The sequence below is a fragment of the Parendozoicomonas sp. 209JJ7-1 genome (assembly GCF_058147085.1).
Genome location: NZ_JBYVJU010000003.1, coordinates 133,080 through 151,259, shown reverse-complemented (window position 1 = coordinate 151,259; position 18,180 = coordinate 133,080). Strand labels below are relative to the sequence as shown.

Genomic DNA, 18,180 nt, shown 5'->3' with positions numbered 1-18,180 from the left:
CGTTGCTACCCTACCGGCTCTTCCAACCGCAATTGCTTGCTGTGTACCCAGCCTTCCGGATTGGTCACTGTAAACCCTTTCACTCTCTCGCTTACCCAGCGTATACCGCTGATATGGCTAAGGGGAATAATGGTATTGCTGTTCAACAAATCTCTCTCCAACCGCAGGAACTGTTTCCCTGTATCTGCAGAAGGGTGCGCCGACATAGCCTGCTGCAGGCTCTTGTCGTAATCCGGCCCCATAAAACCGGTTCCGGAAAAAGCCGTATTCCCTCCCAGCAGCAGGAATGCTGACGGATCGTTATAAGCTGCCAGCCAGCCCCCCAGAATCATTTGGTAATCTCCAGCCTGAACACGATTTATATATTCTTCCCAGCTGACACTGATAACATCCACTACAACCCCAGGTAACCGGTGCCACTGCACGGCCAGAGTCCAGGCCATCGCATTTCTTTTACCAATATCTGCTATCAGCAGTTCAAGGTGGGCGGGCTGAGTAACAGAGTAAGAAGTCCTCTGAATGAAGTTGTATGCCTGCACATCCCGTACATACTGCTTATTGTCCTTAACATCACAACCTCTGTTCGGGGCTCCATGGGTCCATGGGGGCACAAGCAGTTGGGTTTGTTCATCCCCCCCTGGCCAGATAGCACTACGATCCACGATATAGGCCAGGGCTGCCCGCAGGTTTTCATCTTTCAGAAGCTTATCCTGTGGGTTCATCTGCAGGTAGGCAACCGCCAGCTGGGGAACAGGTTTCTGGCTCTCAGGAAGGAGAGAGCCGACATGCGCGGCTATCTCTTTCGACATGGAAGAAGATATATCCAGGGAACCATCCAGAAAAGCGATTAACTCCCTTATCGAGTCACCGTAAACATGCCAGCGCAGCTGCTCAATGGCGACCTTATCCTGCTCTCGATACAGGCGGTTCTTCTTTAATCCAACACTCTGTGAATCATGGCTGGATAACTGATAGGGACCATTACTGACTGAACATTCAAGGCTGTCCGCCCAATCCCGGCCACACGACTCCACAGCATGCCTTGGCACAGGCAGAAAAGAAGGAAATGTCAGCAATGATAAAAACCAGGCCCGGGGCTGATTCAGAATAATCACCAGAGTCTGACTGTCCGGCGCACTGACACCAAGATCAGAGGGGGGACGTTTACCGGCTGCGATATCCCGGCTGTTATATACTCCGGCCAGATCCAGATACCAGCGATACTGCGCTCCAGTCGCCGGGTCTGCCAGACGGCGGAAACTGTAAACAAAGTCTTCCGCATGCAGGGGTGATCCATCAGACCAGCGCAACCCCTTACGCAGCCTGAATCTCCAGACCTGCCCCCCCCTGGAAACGCTCCAGCTTTCAGCAGCACCTCCAACAGGGTTCCCATATTCATCCTGAACCACCAGCCCTTCAAACATATCCTTCAGCACAGAGGCTTCAGGGGTGCCCAGAAAGCGATGGGGATCAAGGGTCACAGGAAGGGTTGGAAGAGCCCGGGCAAGCTCACCAGCCTGCAGGCAGAAGGATAACAGCACCAAAAAAAGAGCTGACAGAATGTGAAAAGCAGAGCGAAAAAACATGGAATACTCCCCGACCATAACCGACCGGGAAGTTTAGGCTAAAATCACTCGCCGGCGAGCATCAGTCCGTCAATGAGCAAAGAACCGCTCTGAATATTACCCCGGCGGTCAATATCACTGCCCGCGCAGCGGAGGCTCATAAACATATCCCGAAGATTACCGGCGATGGTCACTTCTGAAACAGGGAACTGGATTTCACCATTTTCCACCCAGAAACCCGCCGCGCCACGGGAGTAGTCACCGGTCACCATATTAATGCCCTGGCCAATCAGGCTGGTCACCAGCAGGCCGGTTCCCATCTCTTTAATAAGCTCCTCCAGATCGCCGGCATTACTGTCCAGGAACAGATTATGGGCACCGCCGGAATTGGCGGTGCTGGTCATGCCCAGCTTGCGGGCGGAATAGGTGCTGAGCATATAGCTCTCCAGTACACCATCCACAACAAAGGACTGGTCACGGGTCTGCAGGCCGTCACCGTCATAGGCAATGGAACCCATGCCGCCCTTAAGATGGGGGCGCTCATAGATATTGACCCAGTCCGGAAAAATCTTCTTACCCTTGTGATCCAGAAGGAAGGTCGCTTCACGGTACAGGGCTCCACCGCTGATCGCCCCCATCAGATGTCCGATAAAGCCACCGGTCAGGTCTGCGCTGAGAATAACCGGCACAGTCGCGGTAGGAACCTTACGGCTGCCCAGACGGGCCAAAGTGCGCTCTGCGGCCTTACGGCCAACATCGGTCATGCTTTCCAGCTGGTTACCGCTGCGGGCCACTGTATACCAGTAATCCCGCTGCATCTCCTCGCCCTGCTGGCCAATCACAATGCAGCTGACACTCTGGCGGCTGGAGCGATGGGGGCCGAAAAAGCCATGGCTGTTTCCGTACACGCGACAACCCTGGTGGGAGTTCACCGTCGCGCCATCGGAATTAATGATTTTGCCGCTGACAGAGCGAGCCGCATCTTCACACTCTTTGGCCCGTTCAATGGCCTCTTCCGCGCTGATGCCCCAGGGATGGTACAAATCAAGGTCAGGGAATTCAGTGGCCATCTCGTCAGCGTCAGCAAGGCCGGCACAGGGATCTTCGCTGGTGTAACGGGCAATATCACAGGCGGCCCGCACAGTAGCCCGAATACCTTCAGGGGTGCTGTCACTGGTGCTGGCGGAACCTTTGCGGGTACCGAAGTACACAGTAATGCCGAACCCCTGGTCCTTATTGAACTCAACAGTATCAACGTCTCCCATCCGTACGGTCGTGGACAGACCCGCGTCTGAGCTTGCTCCTACCTCACAGGCATCCGCTCCCTGTCTGCGGGCTTCATCAATAATATCCGTCACCAGAGTGGTCAGACGCTGTTCTTCGAGTACCGGGTCAATGACGGGCTGCACCTGACTGGCCATTACAACTCCCTATCCTGAATCTGTTTTACTGCCATTCTACCGCCGGGCTTTTCCGAGAGTAAACCGCAGCCTACAATAGCGCCCATATTTCATTCATTGGTCAGAGAATGCGCAAGTATAGAGAGTATGAAAAATATGAAGAGCAGGAACAGGATGAAGAAATTATCCTGGTCAGTAAGTCTGAACTTAAGCGAGACGCTCAGGCTCTGCGGGAACTTGGCGAAAAACTGTCTCTGCTGAAACCCGACCAGCTGGAAAAATTTCCCCTGGAAGGCCGCATTCTGGATGCTTTGGCAGAAGCCAGCCGTATCAAAAGTATGAACGCCCGCAAGCGGCACTTCGGCTTTATCAGCAAACTTCTCCAGGAACAGGATGTTGATGACATTAAACATCAGCTGGCCATGCTCGACACCAGCAGCGAAGAGTACAACCGTCATTTCCATATTCTTGAACGCTGGCGGGAACAGCTGTTAAACGACGGCAATGAGGCAGTCACCGAGTTTCTGGAAGCCTATCCCGCCGCCGACGCCCAGCACCTGCGCCAGCTGATCAGAAATACCAATAAAGAAAAAAACGAAGAAAAGAAAGCTGCCCAGAGTAAAAAACTGTTCCGCTACATACGGGAAATCAGCGACGTTTAAAGCAGTAAAACAGAACTGCTGTTAAAAAAGGCCAGCTATCCCGCTGGCCTTTTTTATATTGAACCCTGCTTTAAATCAGGGCAAATTCTGATCCGATACATTGCGCTGACTGAATACCTGATGGGGTAATCCATGACTTTCCCACAGAGTCACATTATCGCCATTCGCCGTACCATTCACATCCACCGCGAAGTCATGGTTATCCTTCGGCCTCAGGGTGCCATTTACAACGTCGAAGCGCTGGTTGGGATGATCAACGCACTCCCAGAGCTTGACCGTTCCGCCGTTGTGGCGATCACCTTCGTTATCCATACAGAACCGGGCATCACCCCAATTATGGAGGTGGCCTGTTTCCGGTACGTAATACCACTTTTGGTCTTTGGCATAACCCTGGCAATCCCAGGTTTGCACATTGGTATTCCGGTGAACACGATTATCATCGCCGGGAATATCCAGGCACTTGCCACTGCGGGCATCTGCCAGTGAGAAAATTGGCCGACTGCCGTAACTGCTGTTCTGCTGCCACTTTTGATTGGACTGGCCATGATGGGACCAGAGAGTAATCTTGGCACCATCTTCCGTTCCATTAGCATCAATGACCAGTCCTGAGTCATAGCGGGGACGGAATGTGCCATCAATATAATTGAACGTCTGGTTACCGTTATTGCGGTCGCATCCCCAGAGAATCAGTTCCCCGCCATTGCTTCGGGAACCCTTGGTATCCACACAGAACCGGGGATTGGCCTTATTACGGATTAACCCTGTATCCGGATTGTACGACCATTTCTGGTCAAGGGAGTTATTCGCGCAGGCCCACAGCTGCAGCAGAGTATGGTGCTGTACTCGATTATCGTGACCGGGAACATCCAGACACTTGCCACTGCGACCTTCCACCAGAGAGAAATATTTGACCCCAATTGGGTTTACATACTGCCTGTCACTGTTACCAACAGCCCGCTCCCACATCTGCAGATATGCTTCCGCTGAGTTCATCAGCGACTCATAGGCGGTCGGGGTGCCAGTCTTACGCACATCAGCAAGGTGGTCAGCCATCAGGCCATAGTGGGCGACACCTTCATTGTTATAGTCAAACACCCGGTTACCGGTTTTCTGTCGTTCAAATCTGTAGCGACCATCATCGGAGGTAAACGGATACTGTAACGGAGTACTCTGAATATCTACCCGCGCTCTCGCCTGCTTGGCCAGACCATTAACATCGGAACCCAGCCCCACTCCCGGAAGGAAGCCGTTCTGCTGCATCAGAGCATTCATTTTATCAACCTCACCACTGAGAGAGCGGGCATCGGAATTATAAGGAGCAAGAATCCCGCCGAGTGTGGCAATACGCCCATAGAGATCACTTAAACGATGCTCTGTTCCCCGTACCAGGTGGCTGTGTCCGGTAACGACCCCGGAATAATTACGTGCTTCGGCAATTTTTAAAACCGCATCGGCGGTGTCATAAGACATATGATCGATCTCAATCAGCATTCCTTTGTCGATCATCCGGTTAACCAGGTAAACACCAAGATCCGTAAGTCCGTAACGGTTACAGTGTTTACGACTCTGATCGTATTGGGGCTGCAGGCCAAGAGTGTTGAGAATATTCCTGAGTACCGGAATATTACCCAAAAGTGGGAAACCATTGGTCATATTCTGACCATCAATGCCCTCTTTACAGACTTTGGTTTCAAAGAAACGTCCTGTGGATAATCGCTGACCGACATTAATAAAACCGTCTTCAATGCGCGTAGCGCCAAACTGGTTATCAAACCGGTGAATGGGGTAAATCACCCGCACACCAAGGTCCCACACCTCATTCAGCCGTTCATCCACATAAGACCTTGTACAGGTATTATCCCGCAGGCCGCAGTCAAACAGTTCAGAGGTTTCTATACCGATAAGAACAGCCATTTTATCCTGGGCAATCACCTCCCTGGCTTCATCGGGAGAACGCACTGTACGGAAGAAGCTTTTGCCAGGACCTCCCGCCTGAGCATCAATATAATCCTGCATGTCCTGCAGATAACCAGCCTGATAACGAATGCTGTCCATAGTGTGACAGCCAATCCTTGGTATCCAACCCGCCGGGTTTATCCGCTTTTGGGCATGACACAGCACTTCATTCTGCACCAGGTGGGAAACCATCACTTTCACACCGGCCTTATGGCTTCTCTCAACCCAACGGTAGTAACCCTGTTGATGGGAGACAGAGTTGCGCTCCGGCCAGGACGGAAAATCCGGATAGCCTCGGGTGTCATGGCGAGCATTAATATCTCCCGGCCCCATAAGATTGCCAATAATATCCAGCGCTCCCCAAGGGCCGTGATCACGACTTCCTTCGTTCAACGCATGGGGTAGGCCATAAGGATGAAATGGCTGACCATGAAGAAAACGGCCTCCCATAAACTCCGAAGCGGTCAGGTGGGTATGTACATCCGCCAGACCACGAATCTCACTGCCCGCCGGAAATCTCACATCCGGCCCCTCAGTACGGGCCAGGTTCAGTTCTGCTTCAGGGTATGTGGTACAACCGCTGGCAGGAACCATACGATATTCCTGCTCACCGGGTACCAGGCGGGAATAGAATATTCCCCCACCTCCGGTATCGTGTCGCAGGTTCCGGGCCATACCCCTGTTATAAAGCCGGAAATTATAGGAACCATTGCCTCCAGCTACAGCTCCCACATCCCATTCTGCATAACTGCCAGCCCAACGACCGGAAGAGGCCTGCAAGGGCTGATGGCCAGCAAGATAGCGCCCGTCCCGGTCATAAATCAGATACCGTGAATACGCCGTGGGTTTAAGGTAAAACTTTTCCGCCTGCTCGAGACTCTGGCTTTGCAGCGCATAGCTCAACTGATCATCCAGCCCACCGGGTTTATGAACACGCACCATAAACTTCCCGGTTGAGGGCGACTGGATGGCATAACATTTATTGGCAAGACTGTTGGATGCGTCCTTCCAGGGAGAAACCGCGAACAGAGATGGGGAAAACAATACAGAGAGAACCGCTGCGCAACGCAGGTATTCCATTTTCATGCCCAGTAACCTTTTATAGTTTTTGTTTTTTGATACTGAAGCTTGTTTATGATGGAACTGCATTCAAGCCTGTAAACCAAACAGGCCATGAACAGTTACACCTTAAATCAACTGTAAAATTTATTATTCTCCGGTCATAAATAAGCACAGACTCATTCAGCATTACAAAACCTGAACCTCTCCCACATTGGCAAAAATGCCTCATATTTACTGTCACAACAGTCAACACAGCAATTCCGGTTAACGACGTCAGGGGTGACCGGGAACATTAATTGGTGTTGAGACTTGTCTAATGAGTTTTGGTGGGCCGTCTTCCGAAGCACCGGCCATACCCGCAAAAACCTCATGCCTGAGAGCCCCTCTGGCGCTTAGCCGATTTTCTGGCTGCGGCAGTAACAGATCCCGCAGAAAGTCCTTCATGTTATCCGTCACTTTAATACCTAGTATCTGAGTTCCAACTCTGGAACCAAATACTCCGGGAATCCGTTTTTCAATATTGATTAACTGACATAAGCGAATCCTGATATCCCGGCCAAGCTGATCATCCTTGGTGATTAAAACATTTATCCAGCTCTGATCTCCCAACTGACTGCACGAAGCCTCCAATACGTGTGCACCTCTGCGAACACACAATACACTCACAATTCCCGCGCTCCAGATATCATCCGACGGGCTTGCCCGATATTTTTCAGAGCACTTCCAGTTCCGGAGTCTCTCGGGGCTCATATAGGCCGGTGTCATATGTTTAGAACCGCACTTTTCCCCGGTTTTCGCTGCCCCTCCAAAATCAGTAATTTTTAATACGCCTGTACGGGAGATAAGCAGGTTTGCCGGCTTGATATCTCTGTGGACAATTTCTTGTTTGTGAAGATATTCCAGCCCCTGAAACATTTCCTTCAGCAGCCGCAATACTGTTTGCTCATCCAAATCCGATGGTGTCAGCCGATCAGCCTGATCACAGAAAGCCCACCCATCATCGTCATCAATTTCCCGGAGTGAAACCTCATCCACATCACCGGACGCAGAAAATAAACTGGCTTCTTCAGTTCCCTGAGTTCTTTTTAAAAACACAGTATTAAATTTTTCATACTCCGGAATTGTCTTTAGCAATTCACGCTCACCTTCAGGCACTTCAATTCGCGAGGGATTTAACAGCTCTTCAAGAGACTGGGGGCACCACTCCAGCGCAATTTCACCATAGGGAAGCTGTACAGTTGATAAAATCTCGCAGATATTGAAATGTTTCAACCCATTAAGAAGCTTTGCTTCCCTTTCCAGAAGGGCTTTGTCTTCAGATTTTCCACTGCGGCAGACTTTATGGGCGTATTCCAGCATATCCCCCTTTTTCTTCTTTCTAGAGACCCGGAACCTGCCAAGGGAAACGAACGAATATGTACCTTGACCAAGCGGATATTCCGGATGCTCCGATGGCTGTCGGTGATGCCGACGCCTGAGTGCTGCAGACAGTAATGAAGCCATACCCGAAATATCTCAATCAGAAAAAAAACAGCTCCCAACTTAACCCCTGCCCAAATAAAAAAGCGGCAACATTGCTGTTAGCTCTGACAATAATGTTAAAAAAATTATCCCGCCTCCCTCCAGCTGCTGGCTGTAGAGCGCTTGAGTCTGCGGACGGCATGATAGCGTTTGGTCAGTGTATTCAGCAGATAGCAAGGCACGGCGATACCAACAGCTGAACCGCTTTTCGCTCATTGATGAGTAACGGCTCATATTGCGAAAGTTGGCTGTTCCCTGAACCACGGTGAGTGTGAGAAGAAACAGAGTGATGAAGGTTTTCTGGGGCTTTTTGCCAGTGAACATAGCGTCCAGAGCGGTCTTTACTAAGGTTTCCTTAAGAGAAAATATCAGTGAACAGAGGCTTTCGGTTTCTCTATTCTCGCTGATTTCTCTCATCTCCAACCCAGTCTGAAAAACTGTCCGAAATATTGGCCTTATTTTATTGGAATATTCTCCACTATGAACACAAAAGCCTACCAGCTTATGCTGGTTCTTCTCAGTTACTGCCAGGCGGTGTTTGCTCCGTCCCCCAGTTTCGATATATGGGGCAATCTCGTTCCGACAACAGATCGCCCATTACTGATAAGCACATATAGTCAAACAGCGGTACGGCTTGGTACTAATGTTGACATGCTGAAGCCTAGAAATGCCCTCGGTTTTTTAAATGTGGCGACAATTGTTCCCGAAGCTTTTCCTTTTCCGCCCTTACAATCCGATGAGGAGCTATCCATAATGCGAAGCTGGAAATTTATGTTTCTAAGTTTTAAACAAAATCAACCTTTTGGTTTTAACGGGAGAGTCGTTCTTGATATGCATGGAGATTACAAACCTGAAAAAATATCTTTTAATTTTGGCTCTAAAAAGGTCAGTATCAATACAGAGACATTTGGAGAAAGGCTTGGCCGTTTTTTTTCCCTCAATGGGCTCAATGTAAAACAAATAGATCTTATAACCTGTTGTGGTAGAACGGTCCTGCCCGAATTTACAAAAGGACTCCAACAGTCAGACTATAAAAATGTAGAAATAAACACATATGATATGAAAGAAGTGGGAACCATTATAGATGAGGATGGTCGCCATGATTTATTTTATGCTGAATCGAAAGACGGCCAAGAGTTCATAAGCCCCGTTGAAGATGTTTACCTCAGGGGAGAGTTTAAGGAAGTACCAATGGCGCTAAAGCTTAAAAGCACTATTGGCGTACCTGAAGTCGTCCATCCCCCTGTTACACCTTCTCCTGAGAGTTGTCACTAGGGCCTGTTAAGTCCGACAGGCTCCCAGTGCGGTGGAGTAAGTAGCCCACATTCGGGGGGTGGGCGACTATATCAGGCGCTGGTACCACCTACCGTAATCTCATCAATTTTCAACGTCGGCTGGCCAACCCCCACAGGCACAGACTGGCCATCCTTGCCACATACGCCAACACCGCTGTCCAAAGCCAGATCATTGCCCACCATGGACACCTTGTTCATCACATCCGGGCCGTTACCAATCAAGGTCGCGCCTTTTACCGGTGAAGTAATTTTCCCGTTTTCTATCAGGTAGGCTTCGCTGGTGGAGAACACAAACTTACCGGAAGTGATATCCACCTGGCCGCCGCCCATATTGGCGACATAAATACCTTTATCTACAGAAGCGATAATTTCATCACGCTCATGCGGCCCTGGCAGCATATAAGTATTCGTCATCCGTGGCAGGGGCAGGTGGGCATAGGACTCACGACGTCCGTTACCGGTGGATTCCACTCCCATCAGGCGGGCATTAAGTTTATCCTGCATATAGCCTTTGAGGATACCGTTCTCAATCAGCACAGTATTGGAGGCGGGAATACCTTCATCGTCAATATTCAGGGAACCGCGCCGACCTGCAATTGTTCCGTCATCAACAATGGTACACAGAGAAGAAGCCACACGTTCACCTATGCGACCAGAGTACATAGAGCTGCCTTTACGGTTAAAGTCACCTTCCAGACCATGGCCTACAGCCTCATGAAGCAGTACGCCGTTCCAGCCGGCTCCCAGCACCACTTCCATAGTACCTGCCGGTGCCGCGACCGCGTTCAGATTTACCAGAGCCTGTCGTACAGCTTCGGCGGTATAGCTCTTCCACAGATCATTCTGGAAGAACATGCGATAGTCACTACGGCCACCACCGCCATGACTGCCCCGCTCACGACGACCACCGTCTTCTACAATCACGCTGATATTCAAACGCACCAGCGGACGAATATCCGCAGACAGAGTGCCATCCGCAGCGGCCACCAGTACATATTCATGGACACCCGCCAAGCTTACACTTACCTGCTTTACCCGTGAATCAATACGACGAGCTTCAGCATCCATATCTTTCAGCAGCTTGACCTTGTCATCCCGGGACAGGGAATCCAGAGGGTTGGCATCATTATATAAAGTCAAAGGCTCACGACGGTGCCATGCCTGAACCTGCCGGTTCTGGCCCTGACGTGCGATACTGCGGGACGCACCCGCTGCCGCCTCAAGGGCACTCATATCAATATCATTGGCATAGGCAAAGCCGGTTTTCTCGCCACTGATGGCTCTGACCCCCACTCCCCGGTCAGCGTTGTAACTGCCTTCTTTGACAATCCCGTCCTCCAGCATCCAGCTCTCATGGCGGACACTCTGGAAGTAAAGATCTGCAGCATCAATCCGGTGTCCCAGCATACCGTGAATAACCCGCTCCAAATGGCTCTCATCAAGAGAGGAAGGTACGAGCAGCTGCTGTCTGGCCTGGGTCAGGATGTCGCTCATGTGAAAGATTTTCCTGAAGTTACGTCTCTTTTACATGGTATGGGAGGCCATAAAAAGGCTCAAGAAAAATTGCTTAATTTGGAGAAAATCCGGTTTAGATGATGATTTTCATTTTGGAACAATGTAGTCTCATTTGAGAATAAAAAATCCATAACACACCCGATAAACCAGATCAAAAACAGTAGAAAAATAATATGCGCAAGCTGCCATTCAAAACTCACCTGGCCTTCGGCTCCGGCGGTGTGGGGGATGGAGTTGTTATAAACTTCGTTTCTTACTTTCTTCTGGTGTATTACAGCCAGGTTCTTGGGCTTGAAGCCTATCTGACAGGCCTGGCCCTGGCGATTGCCAGCCTGATCGATGCCATCAGCGACCCTTTTATCGGGCGCTGGTCAGATGATTTCAAATCCCGTTTTGGGCGTCGTCACCCCTTTATGTACTTCTCCATTATTCCCGTTGTTGTGCTGTTCTACCTGGAATGGAACCCACCCGCCGGGCTTGGGCAGATGGAACTGTTCTACTGGCTGCTGGTGATCGGCTCCCTCACAGGCCTGGCCCTGACCTTCTTCAGCGTACCAGGCATGGCCCTCAGCGCGGAACTGACCGATGACTACGATGAACGTACCCGCATCGTGAACTACTGGAGCTTTTTCACCTACTTTGCCGGCACCGCCCTGGCCATCGGCATGTATGGTTACTGGATTGCCGATAAACCTGGCATGGTGCCTGGCATGGGCATATTGAACGCAGAAGGCTACCAGGACGCTGCAACCTTCGGTGCCATTTTGATGGGTATATTTATGCTGATCTGTACCCGTGGTACACACCGCTATATTCCCCACCTGTACGCACCACCGAAGAAAAACGACAAGAGCATGCTGGCGGAAATGCTCAGCACCTTTAACGACAGATCTTTTGTTGCCCTGTTTACCTCCAGCCTGTTCAGTATGATAGCCGCCGGTGTAACCGGTGCCCTGTGGATATATATGCAAAGCTACTTCTGGGAGTTTGGCTCGGAAGAAACAGTAATCATGATCTCCGCCCAGATTTTCTCAACATTTATCGCGGTACTGCTGGTACCGGTGGTATCCCGTCGCCATGAAAAGCGGAATGTCACCATTACCCTGTTCTGCATCAGCCTTGTGGTTGCCGCAGCGCCTGTGACTCTGCGTCTACTTGGCCTGTTCTATGAAAATGGCGATGATATGCTGCTGGTGGTGATGGTTATCCACGGCGTTATTACCGTGGCCCTCAGCATTATGGGTTACGTTATGTCCTCATCCATGATGGCCGACCTGGTGGAAGCCCGGGAAATGGAAACCGGACGCCGGGATGAAGGCACCCTGTTTGCTGTTCAGTCTTTTGTCGGCAAGGCCACAGGTGCCCTGGGTATTGCCCTTGGCGGACTGGTCATCAGCATTATTGATTTCCCCGCTAGGGCAATGCCGGGTACGGTTCCCGAAGATGTGCTGTTTGACCTGGGAATGGTGTACGGTCCTCTCCTTGGACTGCTGTACGCTATTTCCATTATTGCTCTGTTCCAGTACCGTATTACCCGTGCGGAACATAAAGAGCAGGTTGCCAGACTCCGTGGTAACAGTGACTGGAACCTGGAAACAGATTCTCCGCAACAAAATTAATTGATTAAAATCTGGCTGGCCGAAACCCTACGGCCAGCACCTATAACCACTCGTCCCTTACGACTTGCCACCCTTTACCCTGTTAGAAAAGAGCTTATCCAGCTTTATCTCCGGCTCCGAGAAACTGCCCTTGATTTCATAACGCAGGCTGGCGAACTGCTCCACCTGCCTGCCCAGAAGCTTGTCAAACAGATAAACGGCACCGGCAATATAAGGCTGACCAAGCAGAAGGCTGACAACCGCTATATTCTGAGTAACTGGCAAGGTAACAACCAGATCCATATCTATGGTTTTGTTCGGGACATTAAGACTTCCTCCAAGACGGAAATCGGAAGAAGGTCCTTCAACAGTGACCGGCTTAATCAGGGATATCACTCCATTATTAAACTCAACCTCGCCTCGAATACGATCATAAGCCATGCCACTTTGATACAGGTCCGAGAAATCCAGCCGCAGGCGGCGGGTAATAGCGTCAACATTAAGTACGCCAAACAGTCGTAGAGCACCGGAAGAGGAGTTATCCACAGAAAGAAAGTGTCCGTCTTTTATATCCAGGCTGACCCTGCCCCGCAGATGGTCCACATCAAACCCTGTTGGTGCCCCCCTCCAGGACAGATCGACACGACCATTCAGGGATTTCCCCGTCACCACGTCCGGATAGCCCCATCGCGCCATCAGCCCTCCTACTTTACGGCTGCTGAGGGAGGACTTAAGGACTGTGTGATGGGTTTTATTGACCAGGCTCCAGTCCAGGGAGCCATCCAGGGTGGCTGTTCCCAGAACACCCTTCAGGTTCATGGCCTTAAGGCCATTTTTCACTTGGCGGATATTAAACGACAGGTTCCCGAAATCATCTTTATCAATGCGAAGCCTGGCTACACGCACATTCATATCGGGAATCTCTGCCGGATTTATCTCCTTCAGAAAATCCTTTTTCTTCTCCGGACTGCCAGGCCGAAGGGCAGCCGTGTTAACAGCATCACCTGTTTCCTGCTTTCCAGTCTGATGCTTGGGCAGCGTTGAGGCAGGCAGGTCCAGTCGGGTAATATCAACCTCTATCGGATTTTTGTCCGCAGGCACACTCACAGAACCGTCCACTTTTGAGGATTTCAGCGAGAGGTTCCAGTTACCTGAAGCATTGGACAGGTCAAACCGGGTATCCGTAAGAATTTCTTCCCCCCAATAAAGATGACCGATACGGAATTCTCTGACAGTTACGGGCATACCTTTGGACGCCGTTTGAAAACTCCCCGAAGTCAAGACTCCGGCACTACCAGAGCGGTTCTGTACATGGCCCTGCCCACCATACCTGTCCCACCACTCAACCCAGGGAGGCAGTTGCAGGTTTTCCATCTGTCCGGTTAGCAGTACTCCGTTTTTGGGCATAACCGCACGGCCAGGGCCAAAGTGAGCTCCCACGCGCGCGAGCTTCCCTTCTCTGTTAACCGCAGCCCTGACCAGGAACTGAGAGTCATAGTTCGCAGTAAACTCTATCAAGGGCTGACCAGGGGTTACCATAATCTCAGACTGAAAAGGAATCGCCTCGGAACGCTTCTTGTCAAAAGGCGCAGGAAGCTTTGAACTGATCCCAGCCAGGTTACTGGTGACATTTACATTTATCTGTTTGCCAATCTTCACCCTGGCCCGATAACCGGTTTCACCGGAGAATTCGCCCAGCAGTTCAGAGCCCAGCCACTCCTTCAGGTAGGTCATGGTGACCCGTCCCCGAACATCAACCTCTGTCGTCTGAGTGTTTTTTCCAATCGCAGAAGAAAGGGTAAAAGACACTGGCTTTTCAAACAGTTGCCCGATCAGTTTTTTTCCACTGATACCTTTCTTCGAGGTATACGTCAGCCGACCAACAAGGCCACTGGCATCAATACCAGCAGAGGGAATCTGCAGGCGGTTGCCTGCCAGGTCAATCCCAACCCGAATATCGTCATCACTGCCTTTATCCAGGCCGATACTTAAATCAAGGTCGACACCCACATCACCGCCAATTTTCCAGTTATCAGCGGCATGGCCCAGCTGTTCCGCAATGGGAGATTCCTGGAGAATTCGCTGGGCATCCTGGCCTGTGGCCGCCACTCGACCCTGCACCTGAACAGACAGGGGAGCATCCCCGAGAATATCGGGCACCCGTGCCCGCAAGGCACTTAACCGGCTGTTATAGATAGTGGCCTTATCTGCACGGACCAGCACATCGCTCTGGTCTACCGTCACCAGGCCATCAATCCCTTTCAGCTCTGGCCATTCCGGGCTGTAAGCCAGGTCGGTATTGGCAATATCAAAGAACAATCCCCAGGCCATGGCATTATCAATATCCGGCCCGGTCAGCGGACCATTGAAAATAAACGCGCCCTGTCGGATATCTCCGCCTTTGATTGCACTGTTCAGCCAACTGGCCAGGTCTTCGGACAGAGCGTTTTTCACTGGCAGGTACTTCCCGGTGTAAGCAATATCCCCATTGGTAATACCGGCCTCCAGAGCCATAATGATGGGAATATCTTCATCAAAGGGTATATCCAGCCTCATTCTGGCCTCGATATCACCTTCACCACCGGTAAACGACAATCCATCTGTACGCAGCACCATTGCTTCATCGGCTATGCGCCAGTAGAGCTGGCCTTGTACCCTGTCGTACACCCAGATATCGCCAAAGACATTGTCCAGTCCAAGGGTGAAACCGGGACTGTCGAGATCAATAATACCGGTATCAGCGGTCAGTTGCAGGCGGCCACTGATACGGTCGCCGGACGGCGCGTCATACCAGTGGTCAACACCAATATCCCGCATATCCGCTACGAGTTCGAAGTCAAAGGGTTCATGCTTTGGCCAGAAGCGAGCCACAACATTTTTTAACCGCCCCCTGGGAGCAAGAGTAGTGACCACCTCATTTAACAGTTCCGGCAGCTGTCCAGAGGAACTGGCCATCATCGCCAGCGGTTGCAGGGGGATACGGTCAGCAGCGACAAGCAGGCTGCCTTCTTCACTATTTTTCCATTCAAAGAAAAGGTTATTTTCAGGCCAGCTCTCCTCCGCAAACATGAAGGAGAGGTTATTCAACCACAACCTGGCAGGCTGATCGCGATCAAAAGTAAGCGAGAGATCGCTTTGCAGATTACTTATCGGAGGCAATTCCTGGCCACGCCAGTCCACATCGGCATTTTCAACCTGTGCCTTGCCGCGAATATCCCATCCAGCTGGAGTGTAGGAGAACCAGGATTCAACACCGGCCTGTACATCATTGATCTGCCACTCAAGGTCAGACGCAATCTCACCGGGAAGCAGCCCCAGCCAGGGTTTGAAATCAATCACCGGAGTAGACAGATAACCATGAACGACAGTGTCCGGCCAACTGCTGGCATGTCCGGCCAGATTGAGAGAAAGCTTTATTTTCTCCTCACCGGCGATTTTCACCACTGCCGCTGCCCGCCGCGCCCTGGACGGGCCGGACATCAGCATATCTTCCACGGTTAATGTGTTGGTCACACCGGAAGGCATATCGACAGTAAAACGAAAATTCTGGACATCAATCTGTTGCTGTTGGTCCAGCAGGTCCACAAATTTGCGAATATTGGGTCTTCCGCTGGTCATCACCGGCCCTTCGGGAACGGGTTCAGGTTCGGGATAACCTTCCAGGCGTACACCGCCCGGATGTCCGGTCAGATGCAATTCACCACCATCAATCAGCATGCGCCGGAATACCAGCTGCTGACGGGTCAAAGTGGCAATAGTATCAAGTTCCAATACCAGCCGGTTCACTTTCAGGCTGGGACGGTCAGGATGTTCAACCTGATAAATAACCAGACCATTAATGCCAATGGCTGGATTAAAGTTATATTGTTCCCCGGTCAGCTCCCCCAGTACAACCCGGGTTTTCAGCATTGCACTCAGCCGGTTCTCTACATCAACCCGCCAGGTGTTTACCATGGGCACAACAAATCTGGCAACCGCAAGCGCAAGCGCAAGTGCAACCATCAAGGAAACCACAGCCACCCACGTGGCTCTGGACAGGTGAATGGCAATCCTTTTCATAAAGCGATCCGCTTCGACTCCGACTGTGCGGGACTGAACTCAACAGCTGTTAACGGTTCAGACCAGTACAACATCAAACTGTTCCTGACTGTAGCGTGGCTCAACCTGAAAACGAATGGTTTTCTTCATCGCCGATTCCAGTTCAGCCACATTATCGGACTCTTCATCCAGTAACTGGTCAACAACTTTTTCAGAAGCCAGCACCAGGTAGCTGTCACTGTCGTAAGTTCTGGCTTCCCGCATAATTTCGCGGAAAATTTCATAGCAGACAGTTTCAGCGGTTTTCAACGTGCCCCGCCCCTGACAGGTAGGGCAGGGTTCACACAGGGTATTTTCCAGGGATTCCCTGGTACGCTTGCGGGTCATTTCCACCAGCCCCAGTTCGGAAACCCCGGTAATATTGGTTTTGGCATGGTCCCGTTCCAGCATTTTTTCCAGGGCACGCAGTACCTGGCGCTGGTGTTCGGAATCCTCCATATCAATAAAATCGATAATAATAATGCCGCCCAGGTTGCGCAGACGCAGCTGGCGGGCAATGGCATGGGCCGCTTCAAGATTGGTCTTGAAAATTGTCTCTTCCAGATTCCTGTGCCCGACAAAACCACCGGTATTTACATCAATGGTGGTCATGGCTTCAGTCTGGTCAATAATCAGGTATCCGCCAGACTTCAACTCCACCCGCCGTGACAAGGCGCGATTAATTTCATCTTCCACACTGAACAGATCGAAGATGGGCCTTTCACCGGCATAAAACTCCACACGGCCGTCGAGGTGGGGCACCAGTTTGCGAACAAACTTTGTGACCTTGTTGAAAGTTTCTTGGGAATCTATGCGAATACGCTCAATATCAGGCTCCACCAGATCCCGCATGGTGCGCAGATGCAAGGGCAGGTCTTCATAAATACAGGAAGGTGCCTTACTGGATTTGCGAAGCTCTTCCACACTCTCCCACAGTCGGTGCAGGAACAGGATATCCGCCAGAATCTCTTTCTCGGAGATACCTTCCGATGCCGTACGCAGAATAAACCCGCCTTTCTCCTTCAGGTTCTCCTGCTCCACCATATCTTCAACAATCTGGCGCAGACGGTCACGTTCTTCCGTGTCTTCAATACGCAGGGAAATACCCACATGAGTATTGTGGGGCATCAACACCAGATAACGGGCGGGAATGGAGATATGGGTAGTAAGACGGGCACCTTTGGAGCCGATGGGGTCTTTGGTCACCTGCACAACCAGGGCCTGCCCTTCATGAACCAGCTCAACAATGCCCGGCTCCTGGCCATCGGCCTTGTCACTGCGGTCATAAATTTCGCTGGCATGGATAAACGCGGCCCGCTCCAGCCCTATATCCACAAAAGCTGCCTGCATGCCGGGCAGAACCCGTACGACTTTACCTTTGTAGATATTGCCCACAATCCCCCGGCTGCGGTAACGCTCCACATACACTTCCTGCAGAACGCCGTTCTCCACAAGTGCCACACGGGATTCCATGGGCGTAATGTTCATCAGTATTTCTTCACTCATCTCCAACTCCCGGTCTTCACGTC

At 51.1% G+C, this 18,180-nt stretch carries 11 protein-coding genes; 3 read left to right on the top strand and 8 right to left on the bottom strand.

Annotated elements, in window-relative coordinates:
* Nucleotides 1–5: 5 nt before the first annotated feature.
* On the bottom strand, nt 6–1,586 hold the full coding sequence (locus tag ACY2RQ_RS04185; protein ID WP_490111700.1) for a peptide ABC transporter substrate-binding protein: 1,581 nt from the start codon (nt 1,584–1,586) through the stop codon (nt 6–8).
* A 44-nt stretch (nt 1,587–1,630) separates the two neighbouring features.
* The gene (gene pmbA, locus ACY2RQ_RS04180) at nt 1,631–2,986 is read right to left on the bottom strand and encodes a metalloprotease PmbA (protein ID WP_490111699.1); all 1,356 of its coding nucleotides are present in this window, start codon (nt 2,984–2,986) and stop codon (nt 1,631–1,633) included.
* Between the two features lie 107 nt (nt 2,987–3,093).
* Between pmbA and yjgA the strand changes: the two genes are divergently transcribed.
* A complete protein-coding gene (gene yjgA / locus ACY2RQ_RS04175; protein ID WP_490111698.1) occupies nt 3,094–3,627 on the top strand; it encodes a ribosome biogenesis factor YjgA in 534 nt (177 codons plus the stop codon).
* 75 nt (nt 3,628–3,702) lie between these two features.
* Here the strand turns inward: yjgA and ACY2RQ_RS04170 are convergent, their stop codons facing one another.
* The 3 genes from ACY2RQ_RS04170 to ACY2RQ_RS04160 form a co-directional block, all read right to left on the bottom strand.
* Nucleotides 3,703–6,669 (bottom strand): ricin-type beta-trefoil lectin domain protein, encoded by a 2,967-nt coding sequence (locus tag ACY2RQ_RS04170; RefSeq protein WP_490111697.1) that lies wholly within the window; start codon nt 6,667–6,669, stop codon nt 3,703–3,705.
* A 249-nt stretch (nt 6,670–6,918) separates the two neighbouring features.
* Entirely contained in the window at nt 6,919–8,148 is a 1,230-nt protein-coding gene (locus ACY2RQ_RS04165; RefSeq protein ID WP_490111696.1) for a protein kinase domain-containing protein, read from the bottom strand.
* A gap of 39 nt (nt 8,149–8,187) precedes the next feature.
* Complete coding sequence (locus ACY2RQ_RS04160; RefSeq protein WP_490111695.1) at nt 8,188–8,583, bottom strand: hypothetical protein; 396 nt, start codon at nt 8,581–8,583, stop codon at nt 8,188–8,190.
* Between the two features lie 63 nt (nt 8,584–8,646).
* Here ACY2RQ_RS04160 and ACY2RQ_RS04155 point away from each other — a divergent pair, with 63 nt between their 5' ends.
* Nucleotides 8,647–9,441, top strand: coding sequence for a hypothetical protein (locus tag ACY2RQ_RS04155; RefSeq protein WP_490111694.1), 795 nt, complete (start codon nt 8,647–8,649; stop codon nt 9,439–9,441).
* Between the two features lie 71 nt (nt 9,442–9,512).
* Here ACY2RQ_RS04155 and tldD read toward each other — a convergent pair whose 3' ends face one another.
* Nucleotides 9,513–10,955 carry a metalloprotease TldD gene (gene tldD / locus ACY2RQ_RS04150; RefSeq protein ID WP_490111693.1) on the bottom strand — a complete coding sequence of 481 codons (1,443 nt, stop codon included), beginning with the start codon at nt 10,953–10,955 and terminating at the stop codon, nt 9,513–9,515.
* 194 nt (nt 10,956–11,149) lie between these two features.
* On the opposite strand from tldD, the gene ACY2RQ_RS04145 reads away from it, so the two are divergent.
* Nucleotides 11,150–12,595 (top strand): MFS transporter, encoded by a 1,446-nt coding sequence (locus ACY2RQ_RS04145; RefSeq protein ID WP_490111692.1) that lies wholly within the window; start codon nt 11,150–11,152, stop codon nt 12,593–12,595.
* A 57-nt stretch (nt 12,596–12,652) separates the two neighbouring features.
* Here the strand turns inward: ACY2RQ_RS04145 and ACY2RQ_RS04140 are convergent, their stop codons facing one another.
* Entirely contained in the window at nt 12,653–16,633 is a 3,981-nt protein-coding gene (locus ACY2RQ_RS04140) for a YhdP family protein (RefSeq protein WP_490111691.1), read from the bottom strand.
* A 57-nt stretch (nt 16,634–16,690) separates the two neighbouring features.
* Nucleotides 16,691–18,157 carry a ribonuclease G gene (rng, locus tag ACY2RQ_RS04135; protein WP_490111690.1) on the bottom strand — a complete coding sequence of 489 codons (1,467 nt, stop codon included), beginning with the start codon at nt 18,155–18,157 and terminating at the stop codon, nt 16,691–16,693.
* Nucleotides 18,158–18,180 lie beyond the last annotated feature (23 nt).